At 50.2% G+C, this 13,186-nt stretch carries 11 protein-coding genes; 8 read left to right on the forward strand and 3 right to left on the reverse strand.

The window, feature by feature from the left end; genetic code table 11:
• The first annotated feature begins 74 nt into the window (after positions 1 to 74).
• Positions 75 to 932 (forward strand): KPN_02809 family neutral zinc metallopeptidase, encoded by an 858-nt coding sequence (gene ypfJ / locus C1752_RS17195; RefSeq protein ID WP_110987279.1) that lies wholly within the window; start codon positions 75 to 77, stop codon positions 930 to 932.
• Here ypfJ and C1752_RS17200 read toward each other — a convergent pair.
• Positions 922 to 1,590 (reverse strand): transaldolase family protein, encoded by a 669-nt coding sequence (locus tag C1752_RS17200; RefSeq protein WP_110987280.1) that lies wholly within the window; start codon positions 1,588 to 1,590, stop codon positions 922 to 924. The genes ypfJ and C1752_RS17200 overlap by 11 nt on opposite strands.
• Positions 1,591 to 1,692: 102 nt before the next feature.
• On the opposite strand from C1752_RS17200, the gene C1752_RS17205 reads away from it, so the two are divergent.
• The 3 genes from C1752_RS17205 to C1752_RS17215 all read left to right on the forward strand — a co-directional run bounded on the left by C1752_RS17205 (position 1,693) and on the right by C1752_RS17215 (position 2,960).
• A complete protein-coding gene (locus C1752_RS17205) occupies positions 1,693 to 2,148 on the forward strand; it encodes a GNAT family N-acetyltransferase (protein WP_110987281.1) in 456 nt (151 codons plus the stop codon).
• 72 nt (positions 2,149 to 2,220) lie between these two features.
• Positions 2,221 to 2,466, forward strand: coding sequence for a UPF0175 family protein (locus tag C1752_RS17210; protein WP_110987282.1), 246 nt, complete (start codon positions 2,221 to 2,223; stop codon positions 2,464 to 2,466).
• On the forward strand, positions 2,463 to 2,960 hold the full coding sequence (locus tag C1752_RS17215; protein ID WP_110987283.1) for a PIN domain-containing protein: 498 nt from the start codon (positions 2,463 to 2,465) through the stop codon (positions 2,958 to 2,960). Before C1752_RS17210 ends, C1752_RS17215 begins: the two co-directional genes overlap by 4 nt.
• A 2-nt stretch (positions 2,961 to 2,962) precedes the next feature.
• Here C1752_RS17215 and C1752_RS17220 read toward each other — a convergent pair whose 3' ends face one another.
• Positions 2,963 to 3,658, reverse strand: a complete 696-nt coding sequence (locus tag C1752_RS17220; RefSeq protein WP_110987284.1) for a C40 family peptidase — start codon at positions 3,656 to 3,658, stop codon at positions 2,963 to 2,965.
• A 223-nt stretch (positions 3,659 to 3,881) separates the two neighbouring features.
• Here C1752_RS17220 and C1752_RS17225 point away from each other — a divergent pair, with 223 nt between their 5' ends.
• From C1752_RS17225 to C1752_RS17240, 4 genes are read left to right on the forward strand one after another with little or no spacing between them, the layout of a single operon-like run.
• Entirely contained in the window at positions 3,882 to 5,240 is a 1,359-nt protein-coding gene (locus tag C1752_RS17225) for an AAA-like domain-containing protein (RefSeq protein ID WP_233501676.1), read from the forward strand.
• On the forward strand, positions 5,227 to 7,836 hold the full coding sequence (locus C1752_RS17230) for an AAA-like domain-containing protein (RefSeq protein ID WP_110987285.1): 2,610 nt from the start codon (positions 5,227 to 5,229) through the stop codon (positions 7,834 to 7,836). The genes C1752_RS17225 and C1752_RS17230 overlap by 14 nt, the downstream gene beginning before the upstream one ends.
• Positions 7,837 to 7,868: 32 nt before the next feature.
• Positions 7,869 to 11,078 (forward strand): DEAD/DEAH box helicase, encoded by a 3,210-nt coding sequence (locus tag C1752_RS17235; protein WP_110987286.1) that lies wholly within the window; start codon positions 7,869 to 7,871, stop codon positions 11,076 to 11,078.
• Positions 11,079 to 11,083: 5 nt separating this feature from the next.
• Positions 11,084 to 11,920: an SWIM zinc finger family protein gene (locus C1752_RS17240; RefSeq protein ID WP_110987287.1), complete on the forward strand. Its 837-nt coding sequence runs from the start codon at positions 11,084 to 11,086 to the stop codon at positions 11,918 to 11,920.
• A gap of 32 nt (positions 11,921 to 11,952) precedes the next feature.
• Here the strand turns inward: C1752_RS17240 and C1752_RS17245 are convergent, their stop codons facing one another.
• Positions 11,953 to 12,975 carry a sugar ABC transporter substrate-binding protein gene (locus tag C1752_RS17245; RefSeq protein ID WP_233501677.1) on the reverse strand — a complete coding sequence of 341 codons (1,023 nt, stop codon included), beginning with the start codon at positions 12,973 to 12,975 and terminating at the stop codon, positions 11,953 to 11,955.
• Between the last annotated feature and the right edge of the window lie 211 nt (positions 12,976 to 13,186).

The following is a 13,186-nucleotide window of genomic DNA, read 5'->3' on the forward strand; positions in this document are numbered from 1 at the left end:
GGAGAGCCAATAAAATTGAGTCAGTCTCTAACGCATGGCTAAACTGAATTAAGCAACGCTCAAGGAAAATTACGATGAAAAAAGTGGGTCGTCGCAGCCGCAATGTTGAAGATCGGCGAGGGGGTGGCGTTCCCTCGGGGGCTGTGGCCACGGGAGGCTTGGGCACACTGGTCCTGGCGCTGATTGTGCTGGCTTTGGGCGGTGATCCGAGCTTTCTCTTAGACCAAGGATCCCCTTCCAATCCCGGCCAACAGGGGACTACGGTGAGTCGTGCGCGCTTGCCAGAAGAAGACCAGCTTGCTGATTTTACGTCTGTGGTGCTGGCGGACACTGAGGATACCTGGAATGTTTTGTTCCGGGAGATGGGGCGTACTTATCAGGAGCCTAAGTTGGTTCTATTTACGGGGGCCGTCAATTCTGCCTGCGGTTTTGCAAAGGCTGCGGTGGGACCGTTCTACTGTCCGGGTGATCAGAAGGTCTACATTGACCTGAGCTTTTACAATGATTTAAAGACACAGCACCAGGCTCCGGGAGATTTTGCCCAAGCCTATGTGGTGGCCCACGAAATTGGTCACCATGTCCAAACGCTGCTGGGAATTTCTCAACAGGTGCAGGCTGCTAAGCAAAGGGTGAGCCAGATACAGGGCAATCAGCTTTCTGTCCGCCAAGAGCTTCAGGCAGACTGCTTTGCCGGGGTCTGGGCGCACCACGGTCAAAAGGAACGGCAAATTTTGGAAGAGGGGGATGTAGAAGAAGCCCTAAATGCGGCCTCTAGCATCGGGGATGATCGGCTGCAGCAGCAGGCTCGGGGCTATGTCTCGCCAGAGTCGTTTACCCACGGAAGTTCAGAGCAGCGGGTGCGCTGGTTTAAGCAGGGCATCAAAACCGGAGACGTCAATCAGTGCAATACGTTTGAGGCGGCTAAGCTCTAGGCTGCCTCATTTGATCGGCGGCTTTCTCGAAGGTCTCGGCAGCTTGAAGGGTGGCGTCAACGTCGAAAAGCTGGGTTGCGATCGCATCCCCAACGGTAAACGTATCCAACCCCTGCCGCGCCAAAAACACGATATCTTCCACAGCCCGAATACTGGCAACCAAAAGCTTCATGTCACTGCCTACACCATCCAGCGCCTGCTGCATCTGGGCCAAATCATCTCGCCCGTTGCGCCCTGAGTCCGTAATTCGTCCTAAATAAGGAGCCGCATATTCAGCTCCTAAAGAGGTGGCGAGCAGCACCTGATGACGAGCATAAACGCCGGTCATCGTCACCCGAATGCCGTCAACAATGAGTCGTGCGGCGGCAGTACAGCCCGCCTGCGTGATCGGAACCTTGACTACGATGCGATCGCTGATTTTGGCAAGCGCGTGCCCATTTTTATACAGGGTTTCTGGTTCTCTGCCCCAGGTTTGCATCTGGATCTCTTGGACGCCGAGGTCGAAGCCAGATTGGGCTAGAGATTTGAGGCTTTCTAGGGTGCAGGGGACTTGCGATCGTTCTAGCAGTGTTGGGTTGGTCGTAATGCCATCAAATACACCTAGGGGAAGCCAGCGATGCCATTGAGATTGATCAGCGGTGTCTAAAAATAGGTGCATGGAGGTATAAGCGATTCATCAATTATTCAGCACAGTAGCACCCGATTTGCGTTTTTGACGCGCTGCTACAATCGAAGCGTTAGAGCCTCTTGACGGAGCAGTATGCCGATCATCCGAGTAGCAGAACTGCACGAAATTTCAGCAATCAGATTGTTCTACAGCCGATGTGACTATGGCGGAGGCATAGAAGCAGGCGATCAGCTCTTTGTGGCTCAAGCAAACGGAGAAATTGTGGGGGCTGTCCGATTGTGCCCAGGCAATGATTTCATTGTGCTCAGAGGGATGCAGGTTCTATCGACCTTTCAGGGTCGAGGGATTGGAACAGAGTTACTTCAAACCTGTGCTCAGAAACTTGCCGATCACGTTTGCTATTGCCTTCCCTGGCGACATCTGCACTCGTTTTATAACCAGGCGGGGTTTTACACTCTTTCGCCTGCCGAAGCACCAGATTTGATGCGTGAGCGATTTGATGCTTACACAGATAAAGGTTTGAACGTCCTTTTGATGTGTCGATGCCCCAGCTTCGATGGGGAGACTGGGCATTCGTACACTTTGTAATTACACTTGTGATGCTGCGCTAGGGTGAAAGTGGCACAGTGGGCAAAGCAACCTTTTTCCCAAAAATGACCGATGAGTCTTGTAATTCCTGATGACATCCTCCAATCTACTCAGATGACCGAGGGTGAATTAAAGCTAGAAATTGCCATAATGCTGTACAAGCAGCAGAAAGTCAGCAGTGGCAAGGTTCGTGCCTGGACAGGGCTAACAGTGATTGAGTTCCAGCACGAATTAAAGGAGCGAGGACTTTACGCAAATTATGATGTAGAAGATTTTCAGTCAGATATGAGAACTTTGCAATCAAACGGTTTGCTTTGATCATCGTTAGTGATACTTCACCGATTACCAATTTGGCAGCGATCGATCAATTGGATTTGTTGCATCAACTCTATGGTTCCATCGTTATTCCGACAGCCGTTTACAACGAAATGGTTGCTGTGGATAAAGTTGTTCCGGGTGCCCTTGAAGTTCAGACCTTAAGTTGGATTCAGATGCAGGCCGTTGGTAACACCCGAAGCGTTGCTGATCTTCAAGTTAATCAAGATGCGATTGATTTAGGTGAAGCTGAAGCAATTATCCTGACACAGGAACTCAACGCTGACTTACTCCTGATGGATGAACGACGTGGCAGAACGCTAGCGATCGCTTATGGTCTCAATGTGATAGGCCTTTTAGGCATTTTGCTGCAGGCTAAATCTAAAGGCTTGATTCCCACTGTTAGGCCCGTAATGGATCAGTTAGTTGATGTGGCAAATTTCCGGGTGAGTACTCAGCTGTATGCAACGGTTCTACGAACGGCTAGAGAGTCGTGACTCTAGAGACGATAGCTGCTGACGACACGACCTGCACCTCGAAACTGTTGATAGTAGGTTTTGCGAACAAGATCGCCTTCATCTAGTCGGTCAATGGCAATGGTGTTTCGCCCCTTCTCATGACCTGAACTATGTATATATTCTCCATCACCGATATACATCGCAACATGGTCTGTCTTTTCAGGTTTACCGAAAAAAATTAAATCTCCTGGCTGCAGATGATTAAGGCAGTCTTCTGGATCTGATCCAGGCTCAGCAATAGTTTCGGTGAAGTCTTGCTGCTGATAGGAATCGCGGGGGAGCCAAATCCCCTGTTCGCCGTAAGCTCGCTGCATCAAACCGGAGCAGTCGTAGTTGGGGCCAAGCGTGCCGCCCCAGAGATAGATGTTGGGAACAGAGAGGGCTGATTTTGTGAATGCGATCGCATCTCCAATCCGTTCTTGAACCTGAGCTGCCGTCACAACAGGAGCAACGTAGGGCGTTGTCGTAGGCTGAATTGACTCCAGATCCGCCACAGAGATCCAGCCAGAATACCCATCTTCACAGAGGCAAACTTGGATCGCTGCTTCAGTTTGTCCCTCCTCCACTTGCCGGAGGTGTCGTCCCTGTAGGGCTTGCGTTGCCAATGCTTTCAGTTCAGGCGAATCGTAGAGATTCAAATGAACTTGGGTTTGATATTCAAGACTAGGTTGTGCCATTCACTCGATTTAAAGCTTTCCCAGAGCAACCATAGACTATGAAACTGACTCTGTACAATTTCTGAATGCAGAAGAATTTTGATCTTGGCGGTTTAAGGGTTCACTCACTGAAAGACCTGAAAAAATCCGATTGCGGCAGTCGCGCTTGTCCTCCACACTAAAAGCAGCCAAGTTTAGGCCCTGGCTGCTTGGCACAGATAAGGTGTATCGGTCAGAGGTGACGATGAATGGAAGCGCAGATTTAATGCATGAACAGCTCATTGAAGCTGCGAATCGGGCTATCTTCCAGTGCGATCAAGAGTATTTGAGAACCATCGAGGTAGACGTGCTGGCAGAATGCTTGGCAGGCCTGACCTACGAGACAATGGCCGAGAGACTAAACTACTCTGCCCGCTTTATTGCGGCGGATGTTGCCCCGAAGCTCTTTATCAAGCTCACCAGAGCTACGGGCGAAAAGGTCAGGAAAGTGACGTTGAGAGAGGCTTTGAAGCGGCTTCTTAAACAGCAGTCCGCTCCAGAAAAATCACTGAAAACGTCACCGCTGGCCTATCGCCCCTATCCCGAGGGACCCGTTCCGCTCAGTTCGACTTTTTATATCAAGCGATCAGAGATCGAGAGCCATTGCTGTCAGGTTGTAATCAATCCAAGTACTTTAATTCGCATTAAGGCAGCCAAAGGGATGGGGAAAACCTCCCTGGTGAATCGGATCTTGCAATATGCCGAGATTTATCAACATCAGACCGCTTATTTGGACTGTCAGTCGTCGAGTCAGGCATCGCTCAAAGATTTAGAGCGATTTTTGCAGTGGCTCTGTCTCCAGATTGGACGACAACTGAAGCTAGAGAATAAGCTAGCCGATTATTGGGATTCAGAGCTACTGACTAGCATCGATAACTGCAGTCAATATTTTGAAGACTATCTGCTGCCCAGTACTGAGGAACCCCTTGTCCTTGCGCTAGATAGTGTTGAACAGATTTTCCCCTACCCCGATGTGGCGGGCGATGTGCTGAGGATGCTCAGGAGCTGGCACGAGAAGTCGAAAAGCTCACCGCTTTGGGAAAAGCTGCGGCTAGTAATTACCCATGCCACAGAAGACTATGTCTCTCTGGATATCAATCACTCACCCCTCACCAACGTAGGAGAACCCATCTCTTTGGACCGGTTTACATCGGAACAGGTTCAGGAATTAGCGGAGCGGTATGAACTGCAGTGGCAGACGCAGCAAATCGAAAGTCTGCAGAAGCGGGTAGGAGGACATCCCTATCTGATTCATTTGGCAATTTACAAAAGTGCAGTTGAACAGATGTCTCTCCAGCATATTTTGGAGGCCTCAGATCAAGAGACAGGAATTTACTTTAGCCACCTCTTAAGGCTGCGGGAAGAGCTGCTGCAGTCACAGGATTTAGCTGCTGCGTATGGTGAGATCGCAAACTCCCCCACCGGCATAGAACTCAACTCACTGCAGATCTACCACCTCCAGAGTCTTGGCCTAGTGAAGCTAACCGGAAATCTAGTGCTGCCGTCCTGCAGTCTCTATCAGCAGTACTTCCAGCGAGAATTAGGTCGTGATGCCGTCACGTAGTCGCTCTCTCGGAGACTCACCCCCTGACTATCGCTACCAAGTTGGGGGCAGCCTGCCCGTCAATGCCCCTAGCTACGTTACCCGAGCCAGCGATTTCACCTTCTATGAGCAGTTGCAGAAGGGAGAATTTTGCTACGTCCTCAATTCTCGCCAGATGGGTAAATCCAGCTTGCGAGTTCAAACGATGCAGAAGCTGCGAGAGGAAGGTGTTGTTTGTGCCGCGATCGACCTCACAGGGTTTGGGACCCAGGGCATCACACCCGAAAAATGGTACGGCGGTTTTATCAAAGCCCTGGTGAGCGACTGTCAGTTAGAGCTGAACTGGCGAACCTGGTGGAAACAGCAGGATCCAGCTACCCCGGTCCAGCGATTGCATACGTTTATTGATGAGGTTCTACTACAGGATATTCAGCAAAACGTTGTCATTTTTATTGATGAAATTGACCAGATTCTGAGCCAAGATGTCTCTGCCGATGATTTTCTATCACTGATTCGGTTTTTCTACAATCAGCGTGTGGATCGGCCCGCCTATCAACGGATCACCTTTGCGCTGCTGGGTGTGGCAACGCCTTCGGCTCTGATGCAGGATCACGAGCGGACGCCCTTCAATATTGGCAAAGCTATCTATCTGGAAGGCTTTCAGTTCCAGGAGGCGATGCCGCTTGCCGATGGTCTTCGCGGTAAAGTTCAAGATCCAGATCAGGTGCTGCAAAATATTTTGGACTGGACCGGAGGACAGCCCTTCCTGACGCAAAAGCTCTGTCAACAGATGGAGGCAGCCGTTAAAGTTAATCCTGACATCACGGTGGACCAGGTCGTCCAAACACAGATCCTTGATAACTGGGAATCTCAAGATGAACCCGTGCATCTGAGAACGATTTGCGATCGCATCCTCTTCAACAAACGCAAATCGGTCCAGCTTTTGGGCCTTTATCAAAGGGTATATGGCGGAAACGTCTCAACGAAAAGCAGCCCTGAGCAAATCGAGCTGCGGCTCTCAGGCCTCGTTAAAGACCACGACGGAATCCTTCAAGTTTATAACCGCATCTATCATCAAATCTTTAACCAACAATGGATCCAGAAAACGCTCCTTGAACTCCGCCCCTACGCAGCGGCCTTTGATGTTTGGGAGCAATCCCAAGCTCGACCAGACAAGCTCCTGGAGGGTAGGGCATTAAAACAAGCCCTCAACTGGGCCGTCGGCAAAAGCCTCAGCGATCGCGACTATGACTTTATCCGGCTCAGCCAGGTCAAAGCAGAACGGGAAAAACTGCAGCGCAATATCCTGATTCGCAACGTGCTGGCGGTTGTTGGATTGGGCGGCTTATTGATCGGCAGCATCCTTTGGGGAAGCGATCGCTGGCAGGTCGATCAGAACCAGCAAACCCTCTCGAAAATGAGGAGCCTGCATGAGCAAGTGGACCAGGCTAAAAGACAGAACCGTCAAGCCGATGCCCTTTCCCTTGCTCTTCAATCCGGGAAAAAACTCAGTAACTTAGTCCAAGACCAACCGCTCACGACCTACCCCACAACGACACCGCTGCTGGATCTGCAGCAGCTTCTCAGCGATGAACGTCAGCCTAAACCTCCCACAGAAAACACGCGCTGGAATTTACAGGATCTCGAAGAAGAAGCGATCTGGGACTTAGATATTAGCCCCGACGGAAACAGTATTGCCGTCTCCGGCTGGGGCAATACGGTCAGAGTGTTGCAGACGGATCTTCAAAAGCAACTGACCCACAAAGATTCAGAAATGGTGATCAGCACAGACTTCGATCCTCAAGGTGATCACATTGCAACGGCCTCTTTGAACGGTAACGTCACGCTTTGGTCTCTCTTCGGGCAGTCACTCCAATACTGGAATACAGAGCAAGAGGCCATTTGGAGCACTCGCTTTAGCCCCAGCGGACAAGTTCTCGCCACCGCTGGCTGGGATGGCACCGTTCGCCTCTGGGATCTGAAGGGCAGACAGCGCTTTCAGACCTCAAAAAAGCACAAAGGCCCCGTCAAAGACATTCGCTTTAGCCCTGATGGGGAATGGCTTGCCACCGCGGGAGAAGACGGCATCATTCGACTGTGGAAAGTCTGTTTAAGCCCCCAATGCCCGACAACTGACGGTTCTCAAACGCTGGGTCTCTACAAAAAATGGGAAGGACATCAAGGCTGGATTTGGAGCCTCGATATCAGTCCCGACAGCAAAGTGCTGGCTTCTGCTGGAGAAGACGGTCTGATTCGATTCTGGAATATCGACGTCCCTAACACCCCACCGAAACGATGGCGATACGGACAGGGCCGAATCACTCAAGTTCGCTTCAGCTCCGATGGACAGTGGTTAGCGATCAGTGGCTGGGATGGGAGGGTGCAGATTCGCGATCGCAACGGCAGACTCTTTACCCAATGGCAGAGCAACCGCCCCGTCACCAGCCTCAGCTTCACCCCAGATCAGCAGACAATCTTAGCTGGAACAATCATGGGGGACGTTCATCAATGGCCCGTCAGAAATCTGGAGCAGTTACTAAACGAAGGGTGTGAGCAGCTTCAAAGACTCGATCCACACCAGGCCACGAAGACTTGTTTAGAACAGGACTACCCTTAGAATGGATCACCATAGAGTTAGCACCTATTGGCATGAAGATCCTACACGGCACCTGGATTCCAGACGCAGAGGTCGCTTTTGTCCAACACGGAGCCTTTTACCTATGGATCGAAACAACAGACCCACCGACTCAAAAGTCTAAACAAGCGAACAGCCATCCACTGCAGTTGCCTGCAGCATCCTTTGCAGACTTTCTAAACCATGAGTTGGGCATCAAGATCCTTGATAGAGATCTAGAGAAGGCTATTGTTCAACGCTATTTCTTATTGCCGAGTACTTCTAAGGCCCCTCTCCCTTCCCTAGAACTCTCTCGCTACCTAGAACAAGACAGTTCTGAAACCTTTGAGTGGCAAACTTGGCAGGTCAACTGCTACACCGTCACGACCTACGACAAATCTGGGTCTCCCGTCAGCAATGTGATCAGGCTGCTCAATGAACTGCATTTTATTGCCCTCCATAATCTTGCAGAGATTCAGCTCGGGGCCGATCTCCTGTTTTGGTATCACTATACCCAAGCCTTCAAGACCGTCATCCTGAAAGACCAATACATTCCAGCCCTGAAATATCAACAGGCCAATGCCTCGCCCAGCCGCAAAGAGAGGAGAACCAGGCGATCTAAAAGTACCAAAGCCTCTCAGCCAGAGCAGCAGACCATTGAACTCTACCCTGCCTGGGAAATTGTCAGCGAACAGTACGAGTCCACCATTGAACGATATTTAGATTCTATGCCCTTGGTCTGCGTCGCGGGTTTTGCGACCCCTCCCGAGGCGCAGCAGTTCTATGACCGTGAAACAATACTGCGGCACTGTTCAGAATATCTGCTTCAGGACATTGTTACGCATACGCCCTCTGCCGCCAGCTTCGAGAAAAAAATTGCGGATACCCTCATCCATGACTGCATGTTCGCTGACCGCCACGGCAAGAACCATAACTGGGAGACCTATGAGCAGTGGCGAGGATGGCGCGATCGCATCCAACATACCCAAACCGCGATTCCCTTTAATCTTTGTTTTCAGCTTCAAGATCCTGCCAAAGCAGAAGACGCTTGGGAGTTACAGTTTCTTGTCGCCCCCAAATCAGATCCCTCCAGACAGATCTCTCTGTTGGACTATTGGCGATTGAAACCTGAGCGCCAGGAAGATCTGCTCAAGCATGTCGGCGAGGGCTTTGAGCAACATCTGCTGCTCAATCTAGGTTATGCCGCTCGTATTTACCCCAAACTATGGCAGGGGTTAGAAACAGATCAGCCCACCCATATTTCTCTCTCTCTAGATATAGCCCTGGATTTTCTACAGGAAGCAGCCTGGGTGCTTGAAGCTGCTGGGTATAAGGTGATTGTGCCTGCTTGGTGGACGCCCCAAGGTAGGCAAAGAGCCAAGGTCAAGCTACGGGCCAAAGGCAAATCACTGTCCTCAGGTGAAGACAAAGCTAACAGCTATTTCTCCATTGAGAAACTGGTGCAGTACAAGTATGAGCTAGCGATTGGTGGCAAAAAAGTTTCTGAGCAGGAATGGTCAGAGCTGGTGCAGGCAAAATTTCCGTTAGTCCAGTTCCGAGGTCAGTGGCTCCATCTAGACCAGGACAAAATGCAGCAGATGCTGGAGTTCTGGAAAACACGGCAGGCCGAGAATCCCGAAATGTCGCTCCTAGAAATTATGCGACTAGGGGCAGACGGAGGTGACGATCTCGAACTTGACTTTAACCGTGACCAAAGCTTGGCTGAGATGATGGCTAAGCTCCACGATAAGAGTCAACTGGACACCATCGCCGATCCCGAGCAGCTTCAAGGCACGCTGAGAGACTACCAAAAGCGAGGAGTGTCCTGGCTTCATTACCTTGAGCAGTTGGGTCTCAATGGCTGCTTGGCTGATGACATGGGTCTAGGCAAAACCGTCCAGGTCATTGCCCGACTGGTCCAAGAGCGGGAACTGGCAGCACAGGAGAATCTCAAGGTACCGCCAACGCTATTAATTGCACCCACCTCTGTTGTGGGGAACTGGCGACGGGAGATGCAGAAATTTGCGCCTCACCTAACGGCAATTGTCCATCATGGGGGCGAACGTGCCCAGGACAGCAAAGACTTTAAGGCAATGGTCCGCCAGAACGATCTGGTGATCACCTCTTTTACCCTGGCTCGCAAAGACAGCAAATTGCTCTCAGCGATTACGTGGCAGCGGGTGGTCTTAGACGAAGCCCAAAACATCAAAAACCCCAAGGCCGCGCAAACCAAAGCCATCTTGAAACTAAACGCCCAGCATCGTCTTGCACTGACGGGAACCCCCGTAGAAAATCGACTCTTGGATCTGTGGTCAATTTTCAACTTCCTTAATCCGGGTTATCTAGGTAAACAGGCCCAGTTCCGCAAAAGCTTTGAAGTGCCGATTCAGAAACAAAATGACCGGGTTCAATCTGCTACTCTCAAAAAATTGGTGGAACCCTTCATTCTGCGCCGCATGAAGACAGACAAATCAATCATCAAGGATCTACCCGATAAGGTCGAGCAAAAGCTCTACTGTAATCTCACAAAAGAGCAAGCCTCTCTCTATGAAGCCGTTGTCAAAGAAGTCGCAGGAGAACTTGATGAGCTAGACGGCATTCAGCGAAAAGGCATGATCCTCTCCACGCTGATGAAGCTCAAGCAAATCTGTAACCATCCGCGTCAGTTTCTTCAGGATGAAAGTGACTTCATTCCCGAGCGATCGCATAAGCTCGGTCGGCTGACAGAGATGATCACTGAGGCCATTGATGAAGGAGAAAGTCTACTCGTCTTTACCCAGTTCACTGAGCTGGGGGATGCGCTGCAAAAATATATTAGTAAGACTCAACACTACAAGACCTACTACATCCACGGTGGAACCAGCCGCAATAAGCGCGAACAGATGATCTCAGAATTCCAAGACCCAGAAACGGAACCCTCGGTGTTTATCCTTTCCCTTAAAGCAGGCGGCGTCGGCATCACCCTCACAAAAGCCAACCACGTCTTCCACTTTGACCGCTGGTGGAACCCTGCCGTCGAGGATCAAGCCACCGATCGCGCCTTCCGCATTGGGCAAAAAAAGAATGTCTTCGTTCACAAGTTTGTGGCGATGGGGACTTTGGAAGAACGCATCGACGAAATGATTGAAGATAAAAAGAGATTAGCGGGTTCCATTGTCGGATCTGATGAGTCTTGGCTAACGGAGCTAGATAACGAAGCATTTAAGAAATTGATTGCCCTCAACAAAACCGCCATTTTGGAGTGATCGTCATGGCTCAATTTAGTCGCACTTGGTGGGGACAGCGGTTCATCGCAGCCCTAGAGAGATTAGTCGATCCCGGTCGTCTCAGTCGTGGTCGCTCCTATGCACGGGGGGGCAAGGTTAAAAGTTTCAGGATTAAGAAGGGTTTGGTCACGGCTGAAGTTCGCGGCTCTGTTAATCCCTATTTCGGAGTCTATAAGGAACCGCTCTACATCACCACTATTGAATTCCAGTCGATTAGTAAAGCAAACTGGGCGGCAGCGATTGCCTATGTGGCCTCTAAAGCTAGCTTACTTTCGCGCCTAATGCTCAACGAAATTCCTGACAACATTGACGATGCATTTGCCAAGCTAGATTTGCATCTGCTGCCAGACAGTGAATCAGATTTCACCACCACCTGCTCATGCCCAGACTGGAGCAATCCCTGCAAGCATATTGCTGGGGTTCATTACTTAATTGCCAAAGAGCTAGATAATGATCCGTTTTTGTTGTTTGAGCTGAGGGGACTCTCTAGGGATAACCTTAAAGCTGAGCTAGAGAAATCGCCACTGGGGCAGGCGCTCTCAGCCGAACTGGCGGCGCAGCAATCGACATCCGAACCCGACCCGACCTATTTCACGCAGCCTAAAACACAAACAATAGAGACCCCAGACCTCAAGGAATTTTGGCAGGGGACCAAACGGTTACCCCAGACGCTTGAGCCATTGCCACCGGCCACAGTGCCTGCAGTCTTGATCAAAAAGCAGGGAGACTATCCGGCCTTTTGGCCCAAGGACGGATCTTTTATTGCGGTGATGGAAGAACTCTATGAGCGAGTTAGAAATAAAAATTCAGGACTTCTCTGAGTTCAGGGGGGGATGCCTTCTTCGTGAATCCGTCATCGATATTGCCCTACCTGTTGCTGAATAAGAGCAACATTATTGCGGTCGACAAAGCTAGGCCCAGTCGAGATGATAGGGCTAGGGGGACTAAACGCATGGCGCTGAATCCAGGTCAGCCACTGGACCGCCAAATAACCTTCTAGATAGGGCTGCTGATCAATCGCAAATAGCGTTGTCCCCTGTTCAATTTTGTTGAGAATAGTGCGACTCAGATCGAATGTCCCATGGCTAAAGGCCCCCTTTCGATCTGGAATGACCTGATAAAAAGGTACGGCTGCTTCTGGCCCCAGAGTCAAAAAAAGATTGGTCTCAGGATTCTCATCCATATAGCGCTGCAAAATCTTTTTAGATTCGGCTGGATTCGGCGTGATTTTGACCATCTCCGCCTCCACACCAGCTTCACTCAATGCTTCAAAGAAACCCTGGCAGCGAGCCTCAAGATTTAAGGCACCGGGCTGATGATTAATACAGGCTCCCTTGGTTGCAGCCTCAGATTTCGCCAGCAACCGTTTCCCAGCCTCATATCCGCCCTGTCGTTCATCAGCTCCAATGTAAGCCCGATAAGGAATGTTGTCCTGCTCTGGTCCTGAACCTGCGTTGTAGGCAATTACAGGGATATCAAATTCCATCACTGCCTTTGTTAGTGACGCTCTGAATTTGTCTGGATCGATCACAGCGACACCAATAGCGTCTGGCTTCGTGGGGGCATTGACCGCTGACTCTATTAGCCGCGTCACTTCATCTGGATCAAACGTATTGGGGCGGCGAATCGTCACCTCAACGCCTAAATCCTGGGCGGCATCATGGATTCCAGTTTCAACAACACACCAAAAGTAAGCCCAGGGACAGGAAGCGTGCTGAATTAACGTCAAATTCAGATTGTTAGCTCCAGACTGCTCCAGGCTCTGATTTGCGACAGGCGCTATTGCAGAGGGTCGGATCTGTGGCCGACAGGCAACCATCACAAACACCAACAGACAGATCACCATCGCTTGGCGCACAAATTTGACTCTCACCATAATTTATTCAGAAAAATAAATTTAAATATAGTGCGATTATACCGCGCTAAAAATTGCAACCTGAATAATCCTGAATATATTTCATTTAACTACTGAAAAGCAGAACAAATCCTATTGTCGACAAGAGATATTTTATTGATAATCAGAACATGAATTAAACGAGATAGGCCTACTGATTGTTTTTTTGTCAAAAAGGAATCAGAAATACAAA

Origin of the sequence: Acaryochloris thomasi RCC1774, from assembly GCF_003231495.1 — a bacterium.
Taxonomy (GTDB): domain Bacteria; phylum Cyanobacteriota; class Cyanobacteriia; order Thermosynechococcales; family Thermosynechococcaceae; genus RCC1774.

Coding starts and splice junctions, on each gene's coding strand:
- ypfJ (WP_110987279.1), top strand. CDS start 75: ATGAAAAAAGTGGGTCGTCGCAGCCGCAATGTTGAAGATCGGCGAGGG.
- C1752_RS17200 (WP_110987280.1), bottom strand. CDS start 1,590: ATGCACCTATTTTTAGACACCGCTGATCAATCTCAATGGCATCGCTGG.
- C1752_RS17205 (WP_110987281.1), top strand. CDS start 1,693: ATGCCGATCATCCGAGTAGCAGAACTGCACGAAATTTCAGCAATCAGA.
- C1752_RS17210 (WP_110987282.1), top strand. CDS start 2,221: ATGAGTCTTGTAATTCCTGATGACATCCTCCAATCTACTCAGATGACC.
- C1752_RS17220 (WP_110987284.1), bottom strand. CDS start 3,658: ATGGCACAACCTAGTCTTGAATATCAAACCCAAGTTCATTTGAATCTC.
- C1752_RS17225 (WP_233501676.1), top strand. CDS start 3,882: ATGAATGGAAGCGCAGATTTAATGCATGAACAGCTCATTGAAGCTGCG.
- C1752_RS17230 (WP_110987285.1), top strand. CDS start 5,227: ATGCCGTCACGTAGTCGCTCTCTCGGAGACTCACCCCCTGACTATCGC.
- C1752_RS17235 (WP_110987286.1), top strand. CDS start 7,869: ATGAAGATCCTACACGGCACCTGGATTCCAGACGCAGAGGTCGCTTTT.
- C1752_RS17240 (WP_110987287.1), top strand. CDS start 11,084: ATGGCTCAATTTAGTCGCACTTGGTGGGGACAGCGGTTCATCGCAGCC.
- C1752_RS17245 (WP_233501677.1), bottom strand. CDS start 12,975: ATGGTGAGAGTCAAATTTGTGCGCCAAGCGATGGTGATCTGTCTGTTG.